Annotated in this window: 13 protein-coding genes; 3 read left to right on the top strand and 10 right to left on the bottom strand. The window is 71.3% G+C overall.

Annotation, left to right across the window (positions count from 1 at the left end; all coding sequences use genetic code 11):
* Window positions 1–4 precede the first annotated feature (4 nt).
* The 3 genes from rpmA to ACFYNU_RS00265 all read right to left on the bottom strand — a co-directional run bounded on the left by rpmA (window position 5) and on the right by ACFYNU_RS00265 (window position 2,326).
* Window positions 5–262, bottom strand: coding sequence for a 50S ribosomal protein L27 (rpmA, locus tag ACFYNU_RS00255; RefSeq protein WP_023541794.1), 258 nt, complete (start codon window positions 260–262; stop codon window positions 5–7).
* A gap of 14 nt (window positions 263–276) precedes the next feature.
* Window positions 277–600, bottom strand: coding sequence for a 50S ribosomal protein L21 (rplU, locus tag ACFYNU_RS00260; RefSeq protein WP_031231678.1), 324 nt, complete (start codon window positions 598–600; stop codon window positions 277–279).
* Window positions 601–886: 286 nt separating this feature from the next.
* Window positions 887–2,326: a hypothetical protein gene (locus ACFYNU_RS00265; protein ID WP_356592843.1), complete on the bottom strand. Its 1,440-nt coding sequence runs from the start codon at window positions 2,324–2,326 to the stop codon at window positions 887–889.
* Window positions 2,327–2,557: 231 nt separating this feature from the next.
* Here ACFYNU_RS00265 and ACFYNU_RS00270 point away from each other — a divergent pair, with 231 nt between their 5' ends.
* From ACFYNU_RS00270 to wecB, 3 genes are all read left to right on the top strand, one after another.
* Window positions 2,558–3,760: an acyltransferase family protein gene (locus tag ACFYNU_RS00270; RefSeq protein ID WP_356592845.1), complete on the top strand. Its 1,203-nt coding sequence runs from the start codon at window positions 2,558–2,560 to the stop codon at window positions 3,758–3,760.
* A complete protein-coding gene (locus ACFYNU_RS00275; RefSeq protein WP_356592847.1) occupies window positions 3,705–4,313 on the top strand; it encodes an acyltransferase in 609 nt (202 codons plus the stop codon). The genes ACFYNU_RS00270 and ACFYNU_RS00275 overlap by 56 nt, the downstream gene beginning before the upstream one ends.
* A gap of 77 nt (window positions 4,314–4,390) precedes the next feature.
* The gene (wecB, locus tag ACFYNU_RS00280; protein ID WP_356592849.1) at window positions 4,391–5,515 is read left to right on the top strand and encodes a non-hydrolyzing UDP-N-acetylglucosamine 2-epimerase; all 1,125 of its coding nucleotides are present in this window, start codon (window positions 4,391–4,393) and stop codon (window positions 5,513–5,515) included.
* A 72-nt stretch (window positions 5,516–5,587) separates the two neighbouring features.
* On the opposite strand, the gene ACFYNU_RS00285 is transcribed toward wecB, so the two are convergent.
* From ACFYNU_RS00285 to ACFYNU_RS00315, 7 genes are all read right to left on the bottom strand, one after another.
* Window positions 5,588–7,141, bottom strand: coding sequence for a glycosyltransferase family 4 protein (locus tag ACFYNU_RS00285; RefSeq protein ID WP_356592851.1), 1,554 nt, complete (start codon window positions 7,139–7,141; stop codon window positions 5,588–5,590).
* A gap of 24 nt (window positions 7,142–7,165) precedes the next feature.
* Complete coding sequence (locus ACFYNU_RS00290) at window positions 7,166–8,449, bottom strand: nucleotide sugar dehydrogenase (RefSeq protein WP_356592853.1); 1,284 nt, start codon at window positions 8,447–8,449, stop codon at window positions 7,166–7,168.
* The gene (locus ACFYNU_RS00295) at window positions 8,446–10,083 is read right to left on the bottom strand and encodes a glycosyltransferase (RefSeq protein WP_356592855.1); all 1,638 of its coding nucleotides are present in this window, start codon (window positions 10,081–10,083) and stop codon (window positions 8,446–8,448) included. The genes ACFYNU_RS00290 and ACFYNU_RS00295 overlap by 4 nt, the downstream gene beginning before the upstream one ends.
* Window positions 10,080–11,684 (bottom strand): glycosyltransferase family 4 protein, encoded by a 1,605-nt coding sequence (locus ACFYNU_RS00300; protein ID WP_356592857.1) that lies wholly within the window; start codon window positions 11,682–11,684, stop codon window positions 10,080–10,082. Before ACFYNU_RS00300 ends, ACFYNU_RS00295 begins: the two co-directional genes overlap by 4 nt.
* A 54-nt stretch (window positions 11,685–11,738) precedes the next feature.
* The gene (locus tag ACFYNU_RS00305) at window positions 11,739–12,752 is read right to left on the bottom strand and encodes a Gfo/Idh/MocA family oxidoreductase (protein WP_356592859.1); all 1,014 of its coding nucleotides are present in this window, start codon (window positions 12,750–12,752) and stop codon (window positions 11,739–11,741) included.
* On the bottom strand, window positions 12,749–13,867 hold the full coding sequence (locus ACFYNU_RS00310) for a DegT/DnrJ/EryC1/StrS family aminotransferase (RefSeq protein ID WP_356592861.1): 1,119 nt from the start codon (window positions 13,865–13,867) through the stop codon (window positions 12,749–12,751). The genes ACFYNU_RS00305 and ACFYNU_RS00310 overlap by 4 nt, the downstream gene beginning before the upstream one ends.
* Window positions 13,868–14,228: 361 nt before the next feature.
* Entirely contained in the window at window positions 14,229–18,386 is a 4,158-nt protein-coding gene (locus ACFYNU_RS00315; RefSeq protein ID WP_356592863.1) for an Rne/Rng family ribonuclease, read from the bottom strand.
* Window positions 18,387–18,410: the final 24 nt, after the last annotated feature.

The following is an 18,410-nucleotide window of genomic DNA, read 5'->3' on the forward strand; positions in this document are numbered from 1 at the left end:
CGAATTACTCGGCGACCGGAACGATGTTCACGACGTTACGGCCACGGCTCTTGCCGAACTCGACCGCCCCGGGGGCGAGCGCGAACAGCGTGTCGTCGCCACCACGGCCCACACCCGAACCGGGGTGGAAGTGGGTGCCACGCTGGCGGACGAGGATCTCACCGGCGAGCACGACCTGACCGCCGAAGCGCTTCACGCCGAGCCGCTGAGCGTTCGAGTCGCGCCCGTTACGGGTGGACGATGCGCCCTTCTTGTGTGCCATGTCTCCTCAGTCCCTTACTTCTTCGCCGCGGCGGGAATAGCGGTGACCTTGATCGCCGTGTACTGCTGGCGGTGGCCCTGGCGACGGCGGTAGCCGGTCTTGTTCTTGTAGCGAAGGATGTCGATCTTCGCGCCCTTGTGGTGGTCCACGACCTCGGCCTGGACCTTGATGCCGTCCAGGACCCACGGGTCGCTGGTCACGGCGTCGCCGTCGACCACGAGCAGGGTCGAGAGCTCGACCGTGTCGCCAACCTTGGCAGTGGGAATCTTGTCAACCTCAACGATGTCGTCAACAGCAACCTTGTGCTGACGACCACCGCTGCGCACGATGGCGTACACGCGGATCTCACTCTCGCTCGGAACGGAACCCCTGAAGCCAGCCGCTCACGGGGCCCGGGGGCCCCGCCGCATCCGGATCGGACGAGCGGCCTCCGCCGACGGCGTCGAGGACAGCCACCGGAAGGTGAGGTGCTCAGAAGGTCGGCGCGCACAGAAACACGCCGAGGGTCAAGACTACGGGGCGGCTGTACGGGGGGTCAAACCAGGTGGGGGCGGCCCTGGCTCCGGGAGTCACCGTGCCCGGAGGTCCACGAAGCCGTCGCCACCAGCGCGGTCACGACACTCCCTAGGGGTTCGGGTCCTGATCGGGCTGGGTCAGCCCTGTGCCGGCCGTCCACAGCTGACCGGTGAAGCTGCCGACCGACTCGTGCCACACAGCGGTGGCCCGGCCCTCCGGACCGCCGGCGACCTGCCCGATGGCCACACCCGACGGCTTCCTGCTGAGCTGCGTCGGCGCGCTCCACACGCCGTCGACGCGTGCGGCGTGCAGGAAGACCCGCCCGTCGTCGCCCGTCGAGGCGTTCTCCACCCAGCCCGCCTGGACCGTGCCGTCGGGGCCGATCTCCGCGTCGAACTGCTCGGGGACGTACTCCGTGGACAGGGTCTGTACGGCGGACCAGTCGCCGGTCGTCGACCGGGTGGCGGTTCGGGTGCCGTAGGTGTCGCGCCAGTCGACCCACACCAGGGTGATCTCCCCGTTCGGGGCGACCAGCGGCCGGGGGTCGAGAACGTTGTCGACCGGGCCGAGGCTCTCGATCGGGCCCCACTGGGTGCTTCCCGCCGGGCGGACAACAGCCTCAAGCCGCGTGACCCCCTCCAACTCGCCGGAGGCGGTCCACACGAGCACGGCCCGGCCGTCCGGCCCCACGCCGGCCCGGACTCCGCCGGCCGCGGAGGCGGGGGCGGAGAGCGTCCGGGGGGCGGTCCATCCGGTGGCGCCGACGGGCTTGTCGACGGCCTTGACCGTCCTGTGCTCGGGACCGTTCTCGCTCCACACCGCGGTCAGCGATCCGTCCGGGGCGACGAGGACCTGCGGGCCACCTTCGAGGGTCTCGGCGGGAGTGTCGTCGAGACGGACGGCCGAGGACCACGCGCCGTTCGCTCCGTCGCGCTCGGAGGCGAAGAGCTGGGTGGAACGCCCGCCGGACTGGTTCCACACCGCGACGGCCTTTCCGGACGCGCCGATCGCCATGGTCACGTCGGAGAAACGGGTGCCCTGAGCGATGTCGACCGGGCTGGACCAGGCGGAGGCGCCGGCGGTGAGCGTCGAAGTGCGGATGGTGTTCTGGCTGCCCGCACGCACCCACGTCAGGGTGACGGAACCGTCCGGCGCGGGCAGCAGTTGCACGGTCTCCCGGCCCAGGCTCAGGGTGTCGATCACCGTCGGCGCGCCCCAGGTCTCGCTGGCCGCGGGGCGGACCGCCACCCGGAGTTCGAGCCGGGAGGTCGCGGGGACCTGCCGGTACATCGCGGCGACCACCGTTCCGTCGGCCGCGGTCCGTACATCGATGACGTCCACGATCTCCGTGGTGCCGGTCAGTGCGGTCGGGACGCTCCACGGGCCGTCCGCGTCGGCGCGCGTGCCGACGCGGACGGACTCCGGCGCGGCGGTCGCGGCTGTCGCGACCGCACCCGAGGCGGCGATGCCCAGTGCGAGAACCGGTACGAGTGAAGCGCCGAGGATTCTTCGTACGGTCGCACGGCGAGGCTGGACGCTACTTCTCAAGACTTCCTCCGATTACCTGTCTGCGGGCATGGAGGGAACACGGCGCACGCCGCTGTCGTCACGCGAAGCAAGCCCCCCGGCCCGATCCCCCCAGGTGGACAGAGAGTAACAAGGTCCGCACGGCATGTGCATCCGTCTTTTCGAAGATCGAACGGGAGTCCGGGCGTGTGCGGGGTCGTGGCGAGAGAGTCGTCCGCGGCCTGATTCGAAAACACGCTCTAGGGTGTCGTGATGGTCGAATCCCTCTCCCGGAAGCACCCCGAAGCCCCCGCGGGCGCCGATGCCAGTGCCCCTGCCGAGGCCCAGGCCGGTCCCGGCGCCGTGGAGCGGGATCCGTTTTTCGACAACGCGAAGTATCTGGCCATCGTCCTGGTCGCCGTCGGGCACTCCTGGGAGCCGCTGCCGGGCAGCGGGCGGGTGGTCGAGGCCCTCTACACCTTCGTCTACGCGTTCCACATGCCGGTCTTCATCGTGATCGCGGGCTATTTCTCGCGCGGCTTCGACCTGAGCCCCAAGCGGGTGTGGCGGCTGTTCACGGGGGTCCTCGTGCCGTACGCGATCTTCGAGGTGGCGTACACGCTCTTCCACCGCGCGGTCGAGGATCCGGGATTCCCGCTGACGCCCACGGACCCGTACTGGATCCTCTGGTTCCTGCCCGCCCTGTTCCTGTGGCGGATCACCACACCGTTCTGGCAGCTGGTCCGGTGGCCGGTCGCCCTGTCCCTCGCCGTCGCCGCGCTGGCGTCGATGTCGACGGGGATCGGGGACGACCTCCAGCTGATGCGCGTCCTTCAGTTCCTGCCGTTCTTCGTCCTGGGGCTGCGGCTGCGCCCCGAGCACTTCGCGTATCTGCGCCGCGCCCGGGTACGGGTGGCGGCCCTGCCCGTCCTGCTGGTCGCCCTGCTCGTGGCGTACTGGTCGGTCCCCCGCATGAGCACCTCGTGGCTCTTCAGGAGCTACAGCGCCCGAGAGCTGGACGAGCCGGTGTGGACCGGCGCGGCGATGACCCTGCTGATGTTCGCCGCCGCGCTGGTCCTCGGCGCGTGTTTCCTGGCCTGGGTGCCGCGCCGCCGGCTGTGGATGACCGCGCTGGGCGCCGGGACGCTGTACGGGTATCTGCTGCACGGCTTCTTCATCCGCGGCGCGCGATACCTCGGCGGCTACGACGACCCCTTCCTCGAAACCCAGGCGGGCCGGATCGCGGTCACCCTGGCCGCCGCGCTGCTGGTGACGGCGCTCTGCACGCCGCCGGTACGCCGGATGTTCCGGTACGTGGTGGAGCCCCGGATGGAGTGGGCGCTGCGGGCGGGCGCCGGAATCGGGCTACGGGCCCCGACGTATGCTCAACCGTCGGAAAAGAACTCGGAGAGGCAGCCGCGTGAACTACAGGGTCCAGCCCACCGCACAGGTCGACGAGACCGCGGTGGTCGGTGACGGCAGCAGCGTCTGGGAGCTCGCGCAGATCCGGGAGAACGCGCGGCTGGGCGAGAACTGCGTCGTCGGGCGGGGTGCCTATGTCGGGACCGGGGTCCGGATCGGGGACAACGTCAAGATCCAGAACTACGCGCTGGTGTACGAGCCCGCCGAGCTGGCCGACGGGGTCTTCATCGGGCCCGCCGTCGTCCTCACCAACGATCTCAATCCCCGCTCCGTGGACCCCGACGGCAAGCTGAAGCGCGGCTCCGACTGGGAGGCCGTCGGTGTGAAGATCGCGGAGGGCGCCTCGCTGGGCGCCCGGTCGGTCTGTGTGGCGCCCGTACGGATCGGCCGCTGGGCGATGGTCGCCGCCGGCGCCGTCGTCACCCAGGACGTACCGGACTTCGGGCTGGTCGTGGGCGTTCCCGCCCGCCGGATCGGCTGGGTCGGGCGCGCGGGCGTGAAGCTCGTGGCGCGGGACGGGGAGCCCGGTGTGTGGGAGTGCCCGAGGACCGGCGCGCTGCACGACGAGAAGGACGGCGTCCTCGCCGAGCGGGACCCCGCCCGCTGAACTCCGCACGCACACGTACGAAGAAACCCGTCACACACCAGATCGCCACCACCTGTGGCCTTGCAGAAGAGTGTTCGATGAAAGTCATCAGCATCGTCGGTGCCCGCCCACAGCTGGTCAAACTCGCGCCCATCGCCGCCGCGTTCGCGCGGACCGAGCACCAGCACGTCATCGTCCACACCGGACAGCACTACGACGCCGACCTCTCGGACGTCTTCTTCTCCGGCCTCGGGATACCCGACCCCGACGTCCACCTGGGCGTCGGGTCCGGCAGTCACGGCGTCCAGACCGGGGCCGTACTCTCCGCCCTCGACCCGGTCCTCGAAGCCGAGCGGCCCGACTGGGTGCTGGTCTACGGAGACACCAACTCCACCATCGCCGGGGCGCTCTCCGCGGTGAAGCAGCATCTGCCGGTCGCCCATCTCGAAGCGGGGCTGCGGTCGTTCAACCGCCGGATGCCCGAGGAGCACAACCGCGTCCTCACCGACCACTGCGCCGATCTGCTGCTGGCGCCCACCGCCGAGGCCATGCGCCACCTCGCCAACGAAGGCCTCGCGCAGCGGGCGGAGTTGGCCGGCGACGTCATGGTGGACATCTGCCTGCGGATCCGCGACGCGGTGCTCGCCGGTGAGTTCGCGGCCCCCGCGCTGCCGGAGGGGATCGATCCCGGCGCGCCGTTCCTGCTCGCCACCCTGCACCGCCCGGACAACACCGACGACCCCGACCGGCTCGCCGCGATCCTCAAGGCGCTGGGCGAACTGCCGCTGCCGGTGGCACTGTTGGCACACCCCCGGCTGGTCGCCAAGGCGCAGCTCCACGGCATCGAGCTGAATCAGGGCTCGGTACGCGTGGGCCGGCCGCTGCCGTACGCGGGTCTCGTCGCCGGTGTCCTCGCGTCGGCCGGTGTGGTGACCGACTCCGGCGGCCTTCAGAAGGAGGCGTACCTCCTGGACCGTGTCTGCACCACGATCCGGCCCGAGACCGAGTGGGTCGAGACCCTTGAGGACGGCTGGAACCATCTGGTCCCGGACCCGCACGAGCTGTCCCCGCAGAAGTGGGTGGCGCTGGCCGTACGGCCGGCCCCGACGGCCCCGCACGGCGCCCCGTACGGCGACGGAACGGCCGCGCGCCGTGTCGTCGAGCTGATGGAACAGGCCACCGGGCGGGCGGCGATCCCCGCCCAGGCGGCCGTACGCGTCTGACAGGCACGGCAGTTGTACGAGTGAGGGCCCACCCGCGGCGCGGGTGGGCCCTCACTTCGTGAAACGCGCTCGTCAGCCGAGATGCTTCAACAGCCGCTCGTACAGCTCCACATACTTCTCCGCCTGCGCTTCCCAGCTCCACTCGTCGAGCATGCCGGGCCGGTCGTACGGCGCGGTGTACCGGTCCCGGTCGCTCAGCACCGCGCCCACCGCCCGCGCCAGGTCCTTGCCGTCCTCGGAGCGGAAGACCTCGCCGTTGCCGACCCGGTTCACCTCGTCCGCCATGGCCTTCACATCGCTGACCACGACGGGCAGCCGTGCCTGCATGAACTCGAAGAACTTGGTGCTCAGGGCGACTTCGTGGTTCACCGGCCCCTTGCGCAGCGGGTGGATGCCCACGTCCGCCGTCGACAGGAACCGCACCAGCACGTCGTACGGCACGTACGGCATGAAGTGCACGCGGTCCGCGGCGCCGATGCTCTCGCTGAGTTCGCGCAGCGAGCGTACGTAGTCGCCCTCCAGGTTGTTGATCATGAAGGCGGCGTGCACGTCGTCCGCGAACGCCAGCGACTCCACGATCGTGTGCAGACAGCGCTGCGGCGCCGCCCCGCCGCAGTACACGGCGAGGGGCGTCTCGGGCCCGAGTCCGCACGCCTCGCGTACGTCCCTGGCGCCGTCCTCCGTGGTCCAGTCCGAGGACGTCTCCTCGCCGGGCACGAGCTTCGGCGGCGCGTTGAGGGTGACGACGGGCAGTTCCTTGAGACCGTGCGAGGTCTGGAGCATCTCTGCCAGCGCCGGCGACACCGTGACCACCGCGTCGACGTAAGGAATGTGCTCGCGCTCGTAGGCGACCTGCGAGGCGAGCCACTTCTTCGAGGGGCTGGCCTGCGCGAGTCCGGGCACGAACTCGTGCGCGTCGTACACGACTCGTACGTCACGGCCCGCCGCACGGGCCCGTACGCCGGCGCGCGCCGCGACACCGATCATGCGGTAGTCGTGGGCGTGGATGAGATCGGGCTGAAGCTCCTCGATCTTGTCGCGGTAGCTCAACTCGTAGCGCAGGGGCAGCGGATCAAGCCGCCGCCATGCCCTGTCCCCCATGGTGGCGCCCCAGAAGGCCATCTCAAGACCTTCCAGCGTGCCGTTCTTGTCGCCCCAGGCAGCGGCGGCGGCCTTCGTCTGACGGGTCCTGGCCCGGATGGTGGTGCGCCGGACCTTGCCCGCCAACCGCGCCGCGATCAGCGGCAGTTGCTTGGTGCTGGAGGGCTCCGCGATACCGGTACGGGCCCCGGCGCCGGCGCCGCGCACCTCAAGCTCCGCCCAGTCCACCTTGATCCGGCGGTTCTTGAGCACCGCCTTGTCCTGGCTGTCGTACGCCAGCGGGTAGCGGACACCCGTCACGCGGCGGCGCAGCGTCTTGCGCGGGGGCAGCCGGCGCAGGACCAGCCGGTGGATCTGTGCCTCGCCGAGCCGGTAGCTGTCGGGGCCGCTCGCCGGCGCGCGGCCGATGAGATGGACCTCCCACCCCGCGTCGGCCATCGACCGGGCGTGCTTCTGGACCCGTGAGTCACCGTCGATGGTGTTGTCGACGAGCATCACGACTCGTCCGGGGCGACGCTCTGGCATGTCTCTCGTTCCTCTGCTCACCGCTCAGCCGCCGATGACGACGCGGCGTACGCCGCGCCAGGCGTCCGGGTCGGTGGTACGGCGGCCGTCGACCAGCACCGTGACGTCCGGCAGGTCGGCCGGCTTCAGGTCGCGGTACTCGGCGTGGTCCGCCTGGAGCACGGCGGCCGTGACCTTCTGCCCCTCGTGCGGCGGCAGGCCGTGCGCGGTCAGTTCCTCGGACGTGTACATCGGGTCGGAGACGTACGGCACGGCGCCGCGCAGCCGCAGCGCCTCGACGGTCGGGAAGACGCCGGAGAACGCCGTCTCCTTGACGCCGCCGCGGTAGGCCGCGCCGAGGACGAGCACGCCGACGCCGGTGAGGTCGCCGTACGCGGCGGCCAGCAGGTCAACGGCGTACTCGGGCATCGCCGCGTTCGCCTCGCGCGCCGAGCGCACGACGGTGGCCGCCGGGTCGTTCCACAGATACATCCGCGGGTAGATCGGGATGCAGTGCCCGCCGACGGCGATACCGGGCTGGTGGATGTGGCTGTACGGCTGGCTGTTGCAGGCCTCGATGACCTTCTTGATGTCGATGTCGTTCTGGTCGGCGAAGCGCGCGAACTGGTTGGCCAGGCCGATGTTGACGTCGCGGTAGGTGGTCTCGGCGAGCTTCGCCAGCTCGGACGCCTCGGCGGTGCCGAGGTCCCACACGCCGTTCGCGCGCGGCAGGTCCTCGCGTACGTCGAAGTCGAGGACGGCCTCGTAGAAGTCGACACCGTGCTTGGCCGACGCCTCGTCGATACCGCCGACGAGCTTGGGGTAACGGCGCAGATCCGCGAAGACCCGCCCGGTCAGGACGCGTTCGGGCGAGAAGACGAGATGGAACTCCTCGCCGGGGGTGAGCCCCGAGCCCTCCTGGAGCATCGGCGCCCAGCGGGTGCGGGTGGTGCCGACGGGCAGGGTCGTCTCGTAACTGACGAGGGTGCCCGGCTTCAGGCCCTGGGCGATCGCCTTCGTCGCGGAGTCCATCCAGCCGAAGTCGGGCACGCCCTCGGCGTCCACGAAGAGCGGCACGACGACCACGACGGCTTCGGACTGCGCGACGGCGGCGGCGGTGTCGGTCGTGGCCGTCAGCAGCCCGGCGTCGACGCACTGCTTGAGCTTGACGTCGAGGTCGTGCTCCCCGGGGAAGGGCTCCGTACCGGCGTTGACCAGCTCGACGACCTTCTCGTTGACGTCCGCGCCGATGACGCGGTGGCCCTTGGCGGCGAACTGCACGGCGAGCGGCAGACCGATCTTGCCGAGCGCGACTACACAGATATTCATCGGACTACTTTCCTTTTGAACCGGGGCAGCAGGCTTCGTACCCGCGCGCGGAAGGATGCTGTCGGCTCCCACAGCGGGGCCGTGGTGATCACCAGTCGCCCCTTGGGATTCACATTGGCCGACGCCCGGTACGGGACGGCGTCGCCCCAGCGCCGGGCGAGCGGCATCGGCAGACCGCGGGTGCGGACGGGGATCTCGTACGTGGAGCCGGCGACGTCCACGTAGACGCGGACACCGGCCTTGATACGGGCCGCCGCGAGCGGGATCCGGGCGGTCAGAATGGTGCCGCCACCGCCGTCGGGCTCCGGCGCGCGGGTGAACTCCCCCACCGCATCGGGGAGTTGGTCGTCGGCCCCCAGCCGACGGGCCGCCGCCTTGTCCGCGCTCTTGGGCATCGCGGTCCGGGCCAGCCGGATCACGGCGGAGTCGGTCTGCCCGCTGACGCCGATGCGTACGGTGAACACCGCGAAGAGCGTGTCGCCGTGCCGTTCCCAGCCCGCCTCGAGCAGCCGGGTGCCACTCGCGAGTCGGCCGGGGACCGACTCGCCCACCAACTCGTAAGCGCGATCGGGCAGTTGGACGGCGGGATCACGCAGACCGGGGTAGGCCGCGAACGCCCGTCCGGCGTCGAGCAGGAACGGTGGCGCGCCGTGCTCGGCCTCGTCGGCGATGGCCTTGCTGAGTTCGGCCACAGCGCCACGCTGGGCCAGCAGTATCCGTACCCGGCGTTTGACGTCGAGCGAGTCACGAAGCTCGTCCGTCAGATAGTCGTCGGCGAGTTCGGCGATGCCCGCGCACAGCTCGCGCTGGGTCACGGGGTCGAGCGGCAGGAAGTCGTCCTGGACGAGCTTGGCAAGCTCCCAGGTGAAGTGCCGCTTGAACACGGCGTCGCGTCGCGGCCCCGCCTCGATCAGACCGGCCGTGTGGCGCATGATGCGAGTGGTGCAGTGCAGCCTGGCCAGATGGTCGGCCCGGTAGGTGATGTTGCTCGCGTCGCCGCGCTTCACCGCGTAGTAGTACGTGTAGTCGCCGAGAACGGAGATCCGCTCGGCCCGTACGCAGGCCTCGATGGTGAACGGCTGGTCGCTGCCGACCGGCAGGTCCTCGGGGAAGCGGAGCTTGTACTTCTCCACCAGCTCACGCCGGAAGAGCTTGGTGTTGGCCAGGGCGAACGGCAGGTCGGAGCCGTACAGACTGACGTCGGGATCGTTCTTCTTGTACATCGCCTGGCGGACGTAACGGCCGTTGGTGCCGACCATCTTGCCGATCACCACGTCCGACCCGTGCTCGTCGGCGCAGGCGACCATGCGCTCCAGCGCCTCTTCGCCGAGGTAGTCGTCGGAGCCGATGAAGTAGACGAAACGGCCGGTGGCGATCTCCAGGGCGCGGTTGCTCGGCGCCGCCGGGCCACCGCTGTTCTCCTGGTGGACGACCTTGACCGTGTCCGGGTACTCCTTGGCGAACCGGTCGAGTTCGGCGCCGCTGTCGTCGGTCGAGCCGTCGTCGACGGCCACGACCTCAAGCCGCGCCAGGCCGATGCTCTGGCCTACGAGCGAGTTAAGGCACTCGGTCAGATACGGCATCGTGTTGTACACGGCCACCACGACCGTGACATCGGGAGTGGTCGTCGTCATCGTCTGGCCTCCGACTTCTTCCGGTCCCCGACGAGCGTCGAGTACAGCCCGTCGAGCACGTCGGCCTGCGCCTCCCACGTCCACCCGTCCAGCAGCCCCGGCTTCTCGTACGCCGCCTTGTACGGCTCCGGGTCCGCCAGGACCTGCTTGATCGCGCGGGCCAGGTCGTCGGTGTCCTCGGCCGTGAAGACCTCGCCCTGGCCCGTCGCGCGGGTGACCTCGGACATCGTTCTCACATCGCTCACCACCAGGGGCAGCCGGGCGTGCGAGTACTCGAAGAACTTGGTGATCAGCGCGATCTCGTGGTTCGGCCAGTGGTGGATCGGGATGCATCCGGCGTCCGCCGCCGACAGGAAGCGCACGACCTGCCAGTGCGGTACGTACGGCACCGTGTGCAGCCGGTCGCCCGCGCCCAGCTCCGCGGCGCGCGCCAGCAGCGTCTCCATGTAGGCGGACGTGGGGTTGGGCACGACGAACGCGATGTGGACGCCGTCGAGCTTCGGCAGCGTCTCGACCAGGTCGCCGAGGCCGCGCTGCGGGCCGGGTGAGCCGCTGTAGACGATCAGCGGCACGTCCGGGCCCACGCCGCACAGCTCACGCAGGTCCGGCGTCGGCTCCGGCTCGCCGTCGGCGTCCGCCGCGACGCGCGTGACCGACTCCCCCGGCCGGTCCGGCGCGTTCAGCACGACCGTCGGCCGCTCCGTCAGCCCGTGCCGCTCGATGAGCAGGTCCGACAGCCCCTCCGAGACCGTGACCACCGCGTCGGCGTACGGCGCGTACTCGCTCTCGTGCGCCGTGTTGCCCGGGATCCAGTGGGCGTTGTCCTCCCAGGGGCGCACCCCGGGCAGGAACTCGTGCGCGTCCCAGACCAGCTTCACCGACCGTCCGGCGGCCCTGGCCCGGACCGTGGCCCGCGCGCCGACGCCCAGCATGCGGAAGTCGTTGGCGTGGATGAGGTCGGGCTTCAGCGCGTCGATCTCCGGTCCGTAGGTCAACTCGTAGTCCCACAGGGCGGGTTCGAGCCTGCGCCAGGCACGCCTGCCCTTGACCGCGGTCCAGGAGGCGGTGAACAGCCGGTCCAGCGGACCCCGCAGCCGGCGGCCGGCCTGCTGGGCCTCCTTGCTGTGCCGTGACCGGAGTCCGACCCAGCGCTGCACGATGTTCGACACGGGTCCGGCGACGCGCAGGCGAAGGCCTTCGACCCGGCGGAACAGCGGGCTGCCGACGGCTCCCGGTGCCACCTTGAGCGCGGCACGGCGCGTCGCGACATCCGCGCGCCACGCCTTGGCCCACTGCCGCCGGTAGGCGGCGAGCGGGCCGGGCGGGTAGGCGAGCGGGCGGCGCAGCAAGGAGCGGTGGCGTTCGGCGTGGCGCTTGGCGAGCGGGGCCTTCAGCGGCAGCAGCCGTACCTCCGCGTCGCCGAGCTTCCAGCTGCGGCCCTTGCCGCTGCGGACCAGTCCGAGCAGGGTGACGTCCCAGCCGGCGGCGGCGGCCGACTCGGCCGCCTTCTGTACCCGCGAGTCGCCGTCGACCTTGTTGTCGACGAGCATGACGATGCGCCCCTTGCCGGTCGTCTCACCACCGACACTCTGCGTATCCATCAACTGCCTTTCTGAACCGGTCACTTCAGGAAGCTGGTGCGGACGGACGGGACGTCAGCCGGGGACGGATTCCGTCGCGAGCTGGACGGTCGTGCCGTTCGCGGCGGACTCCAGCAAGGACGCCGCCACCTCGACCGTGCGAAGGCCCTGCCGCAGCGTGCAGATGTCGTGCGACTCGCCGAGTACGGCGTCGCGGAACAGCTCGTGCTCCACCAGCAGCGGCTCGCGCTTGGGGATGGCGTAGCGGATCATGTCGCCCTCGGCCACGCCGCGGAAGGCGCGCAGCGCCTCCCATTCGGTCGTCACCGCGGCGTTGGAGTAGAAGGTCAGGTCGGCGGTGAGCGTGTCGGCGATGAAGCAGCCGCGCTCGCCGGTGACCGAGGTGAAGCGCTCCTTGAGCGGGCTAAGCCAGTTGACCAGGTGGTTGACCATGGTGCCGTCGGAGAGCCGGCCCACGGCGGAGACCATGTCCTCGTGCGGCCGGCCGCTCTTGGACACCGTGTGGGCGGAGATCGAGGTGTACGTCTGGCCGGTCACCCAGCCGGTCAGGTCGATGTCGTGGGTGGCGAGGTCCTTGACCACGCCGACATCGGCGATGCGGTGCGGGAACGGTCCCTGACGGCGTGTCACCACCTGGTACACGTCGCCGAGTTCACCGGCCTCCAGGCGGGCGCGCAGGCTGCGCAGCGCCGGGTTGCAGCGCTCGATGTGGCCGACGCCCGCGACGAGGTTCCGCGACTCGAAGGCCTCGACCAGCCGGCGGGCGCCCTCGACGCTGTCGGCCAGCGGCTTCTCGATGAGCGCGCCCACGCCGGCCTCGGCGAGCTGGAGGCCGACCTCCTCGTGCAGGGCGGTCGGGCAGGCGACGACGGCGTAGTCGACGCCGCGCGCCAGCAGTTCCTCGACGGTGTCGAGGACGGGCGCGCCCTGCGCCAGTCCGTTCTTGTCGCCGAGCGGGTCGACGACCCCGACGAGCGTGACGCCGTCGAGTCCCGCCAGCACGCGTGCGTGATGGCGCCCCATCGAACCCAGTCCGATCAGGCCGGCGCGCAGTCCACCAGTGGTCACAGGTTCTCTCCCAGCTCGTTCACGGCGGTCGCGATCCGCTCCAGTTCGCTCTCGGACAGCGAGGGGTGCACGGGCAGCGAGACGACCTCGGCGGCGGCCCGCTCGGTCTCCGGCAGGTCCCAGTCGCGGCCGGCCTTCTGGTCCGGCTCCCAGAACGGCCGCAGCCGGTGGATGGGGGTCGGGTAGTACACGGCGTTGCCGACGCCCGCCTCGGTGAGCTTCGCCATCGCGGCGTCGCGGTCACCGGTGATCCGGACCGTGTACTGGTGGTAGACGTGGTACGCGCCGTCGGCGACCGGCGGCGTCACCACGCCGGGCGCGGTGATGTGCTCGCTCAGGTAGGCGGCGTTGGCGCGGCGCTGCTCGGTCCAGCCGGCGAGCTTGGTGAGCTGGACGCGGCCGATGGCGGCGGCCACGTCGGTCAGACGCATGTTGGCGCCGACGATCTCGTTCGCGTACCGCTGCTCCATGCCCTGGTTGCGCAGCAGCCGCAGGGTGCGGGCGACCTCGGCGTCACCGGTGGAGATCATGCCGCCTTCGAGCGAGTGCATGTTCTTCGTCGGGTAGAAGCTGAAGGTGCCGCCGGAGCCGAAGGCGCCGACCGGCGTGCCGTGCAGCGACGCGGCGTGCGCCTGGCAGGCGTCCTCCACGACGGCGAGCTTGTGCTTGTCGGCGATGGGCATCAGCTTGTCCATCGAGGCCGGGTTCCCGTACAGGTGGACCGGCATGATCGCGGCGGTGCGCGGGGTGATCGCGGCCTCGACGGCGGCGGGGTCGAGTCCGAAGTTGCCGGGCTCGATGTCGGCGAAGACGACGTCGGCGCCGACGAGCCGTACCGCGTTGGCGGAGGCGGCGAACGAGAACGACGGCACGATGACCTCGTCACCCGGGCCGATACCGAGGGCGAGCAGCAGCAGGTGGAGTGCCGACGTGCCGGAGTTCACCGCCACGCAGTGGCGGCCGGCGACGAGCTCGGAGAAGCCTTCCTCGAAGGCGGCCACCTCGGGGCCCTGGACGACGCGGCCGGTGCGCAGGACGCGGACGGCGGCCTCGATCTCTTCCTCCCCGATGACCGGACGGGCTGCGGGGATGGGCTGCACTTCACTGCTCGACATGGACGTCGTCCTCCTTGAAACACCGCGAAAGCTCTCTGTGGCAGAGGCCAGGAGTGCGGCGGGCGTCTCACGAGACCGCGCGTACCCATACGGCGCGATGGCCGACGCCCTGCCGAGGAATTGGGACCGCTGTCCCTGTACGGGCCGGTCACCGACCGCAGGTTCCGGGCGGGGACTGTCGACGGCGGGGACCGCCAGTCACATTATCAGGGATTTCCGGTGGAATTTCGGCGGTGTTAACCGCCAATCGCATCAATTCCGAAACAAAGAGGGCCCGTACCTACCACTGGAATCCCAGAGGCAGGTACGGGCCGTTCAACCGCCGATCAACCGGCGATCACCAAACGTTCAACCCGGTCACTCACCCATCAGTGGCCACCGACACGGCGGGAGCGGTCTGCTGCTCGGCCGCCGATGTCTTCTTGGCCGCGGACTTCGTGGTGGCCTTCTTCGCGGTGGTCTTCTTGGCGGCGGTCTTCTTGGCCGCCGTCTTCTTCGTGGCCGCCTTCTTGGCCGTGGCCTTCTTGGCGGTCTTTCGAGCCGCCTTCTTGGCCGGAGCTGAAGATTCCGCATTGCTGTCGTCGCCGGACCCGCCGGAGTCACCGGCGTGTCCTTCGGATTCGGCCGACCGGGTGGACTCGGCAGCCGAATCCACCACGAGGACGGCCGCTTCCCCGGCGCCCGCCGGCGAACCGGCCGGGGCCGACGCCTTACGGGTGGCCCTGCGGCGCGCCCGGGGCGGCGCCGCGTCGGACGTCTCCGCGACCGGCGTGTCGGCCGGGGATGTCCCGGTCGCGGGCGCGTCGTTCACGGACGCGTCGGTGCCGGGCGTGTCGGTGACCGGCTCGGTCCGCGCCGGCTCCGAGGGAACGGACTCCGACGGCACGGACTCCGACGGCTCGACGACCACCTCGGCCGCCTCCCGCGCTTCGCCCGACTTCGGCGAACCGGCCGGAGCCGACGCCTTACGCGTCGCCCGGCGGCGGCCACGGCCCTGCGGAGCGACCTCCTCCACATCGGCCTCGGGCTCGGTCACCGGCGCGGACGAGGCGACCGGGACCGGCACCGTGGCCGGCTCCTCGGCCCGTACCTTCGGCTCGGGCTCCGACGACCTCGGCGAACCGGCCGGAGCCGACGCCTTGCGCGACGCCCGGCGGCGCGAGCGCCCGCCACGGGCGGCCGTCTCGGCCTCCGCGACGCTGCTGTACAGCTCCTCGTCGGGCACGAACTCCGGCGCGGGCAGCGCCACCGGGGCGGCGACCTCCGCCGCCACCTCGGCCTCGGACTCCGACTCCGCGTCGACGAGGACATCGGCCGCCGTCTCGTGCTCATGGTCGTGCTCGTGGTCCGCACCGGACCCGCCCCGGCGCTTCTTGGCGCGCTTGCCGTTGCCGCCACCGCCGGCGTTGCCACCGCCGCCGGAGCTGGTCGGCTGCTCCATGTGCACGATCACGCCGCGCCCGTTGCAGTGGACGCAGGTCTCGGAGAACGACTCCAGCAGCCCCTGGCCCACCCGCTTACGGGTCATCTGGACCAGGCCCAGCGAGGTGACCTCGGCCACCTGATGCTTCGTCCGGTCCCGGCCCAGGCACTCCAGCAGCCGCCGCAGCACCAGATCCCGGTTCGATTCGAGGACCATGTCGATGAAGTCGATGACGACGATGCCGCCGAGGTCCCGCAGCCGCAGCTGACGCACGATCTCCTCGGCCGCCTCCAGGTTGTTCCTGGTGACGGTCTCTTCGAGATTGCCGCCCTGCCCGGTGAACTTCCCGGTGTTGACGTCGACCACGATCATGGCCTCGGTCTTGTCGATGACCAGCGAGCCGCCGCTCGGCAGCCAGACCTTGCGGTCCAGCGCCTTCATCAGCTGCTCGTCGATCCGGTACGACGCGAAGACGTCGACCTCGCTCGTCCAGCGGTTCAGCCGGTCGGACAGGTCGGGGGCCACGTGCTCCACGTAACCGTGGATGGTCTGCCACGCCTCGTCACCGCTGACGATGACCTTCGTGAAGTCCTCGTTGAAGATGTCGCGCACGACCCGGACGGTCATGTCCGGCTCACCGTAGAGAAGCGTCGGAGCGTTGCCGCTCTTCGTCTTCTTCTTGATGTCCTCCCACTGCGACTGGAGGCGCTCGACGTCGCGGCGCAGCTCGTCCTCGCTCGCGCCCTCGGCGGCCGTCCGGACGATGACGCCCGCGTCCTCGGGGACGATCTTCTTCAGGATGGTCTTCAGCCGGGCCCGCTCGGTGTCGGGGAGCTTGCGGCTGATGCCGGTCATCGAGCCCTCGGGGACGTACACGAGGTAACGGCCGGGGAGCGAGACCTGGCTGGTGAGACGTGCGCCCTTGTGACCGATCGGGTCCTTCGTCACCTGGACGAGGACCGACTGGCCGGACTTGAGCGCGGTCTCGATACGGCGCGGGCCGCCCGCCATGCCCAGCGCCTCGAAGTTGACCTCACCGGCGTACAGGACGGCGTTGCGCCCCTTGCCGATGTCGACGAACGCGGCCTCCATGGACGGCAGTACGTTCTGCACCTTGCCCAGGTAGACGTTGCCGACGTAGCTGGTGGCCTGCTCCTTGTTGACGTAGTGCTCGACGAGCACGTTGTCCTCGAGGACGCCGATCTGGGTGCGCTCGCCGCTCTGCCGGACGACCATCACGCGCTCGACGGCCTCGCGGCGCGCCAGGAACTCCGCCTCGGTGATGATCGGCACCCGGCGGCGGCCCTGCTCACGGCCTTCGCGCCGGCGCTGCTTCTTCGCCTCAAGGCGGGTCGAGCCCTTGATGGACTGGACCTCGTCCACGCCGGTGCCGGGCTCGGTGTCCTTCGCCCGGCGCTCGCGCGGCTCGCGGACCTTGACGACCGTGCGCTCCGGGTCGTCCACGCCGTTGTTCTCGGTGTCGGAGCCACCGTCACCGCTGCGACGGCGCCTGCGGCGACGCCGACGGCTGCTGCTGCTCCCGCCGCCCGACTGGCCGGCGGAGTCGTCGTCGTCCTGTTCGTCGGAGTCGGCGGCGTCCGTGTCGGACCCGTCCTCGTCCTCGGTGTCGGCGGCGTGCTTCTTGCCGCGGTCCTGGCCCCGGTCCTCGGAGGCGTCGTCGGTGTGCTCGTCCGACTGCTCGTCGCTCTCGGCGGACTCACCGCGGCGACGGCGCCGGCCGCCCCTGCGGCGGCGGCGCGACGGACGGTCGAACTCGTCCGAGTCCTCGGAGTCGGCGTCCGACTCGTCGCTCTCGGCGGCCTGCTCGGTGTCGGGCTCGTCGTCGGCGTCCCGCGCGGCCGGGGTCTGCACGGGCGCGGGCTCGGCGGTGTCGGCGGACTCGCCGCGCCGACGGCGCCGACGGCGGCCCGAAGGCTCGGGGGCGGGCGCGGCGACGGGCTCGGCCGTCGTCTCGTCCTCGATGTCGAGATCGTCCTCGTCGTCCTCGACGTCACCGGCGGCGGCCATCGCGGCGGCCGTCTCGGGCGTCTGGAACATCGGCTCGGCGAAGACGGGCGCCTGGAAGACGGCCACGGCGGGCCGGGCGGCGCGCCGACGCGACCGCTCGGGCGCCTCGGTCTCCTTGTCCTTCGTGGCGGACGGCCCCGAGCCGTTGCGCTGCTCGGCCTTCCTGGCCCTGGGCTCGGACGCCTTGCGCTCCTCGGCCTTGGGCTCGGCCTCGGGGGTGAACTCCGGCGAGCCGGCGCCCCTGCGACGGGTCCGGCCGCGGGTGGCGGCCTTCTCGGCGGCCTCGACCCGCTCCTCGTCGGCGGTGATCTGCGTGACGGTGTTCGCCGGCAGCGTCTCGCCCTGCGTGACCTCGTCGGTGTCGTCGTCCGCCTGGACGGGCTGGGGTGCGGTGGCCGGCGCGGTCACCTTGCGGGTGGCCCGGCGCCGCGCACGCGGCGGCGCGGCCTCGTCGGCCTGGGCCACGGGCTCGGCGACAGAGGCGGAAGCGGTCTCGGCGGCCGGCTCGACCGGCTCCGGCACGCTCTCGGCGGGAGCGGCGACCTTACGCGTCGCCCGACGGCGGGCCCGCGGCGGCGCGGGCTCGTCGGCGACGGCCGCGGACTCGGCAACCGGCTCCGCGACGGCCTCGGGAGCGGCGGGCTCGACCACCGGTGCGACCACCGGCTCGGCGACCGTCTCGACGGGAGCGGCGACCTTACGCGTCGCCCTGCGCCGCGCCCGGGGCGGCGCGGGCTCGTCGGCCTGGGCCACGGGCTCGGCGAGAGCCTCCGGTGCGGCGGCCTCGGGAGCGGGGTCGGCCACGATCTCCACGGGCGCGGTGGCCTTACGGGTGGCCCGACGGCGGGGCCGCGCGGGCGGGGCCTCGCCGGTGGCGGCGGCGGGCTCGGAGGTCTCCTCCGGCGCGCTCGCCGTGGTCTTCGCCCCGTCGGCGGCCTCGGCCGCCGCGGACGGCGGCCCCGCCGGACGCGACGCGGCGCGGCGCCTGCGGCGCGGCGGCAGCGTGTCGCTGGGGCTGTTCAGTTCTTCTTCGGTCTCCCGGTTCGTACCGGGCTCGTTCTGGGACATGCGGGCGGTTCTCCCGTCACGCTC

The organism is Streptomyces sp. NPDC006643 (assembly GCF_042870175.1).
Lineage (GTDB): Bacteria > Actinomycetota > Actinomycetes > Streptomycetales > Streptomycetaceae > Streptomyces.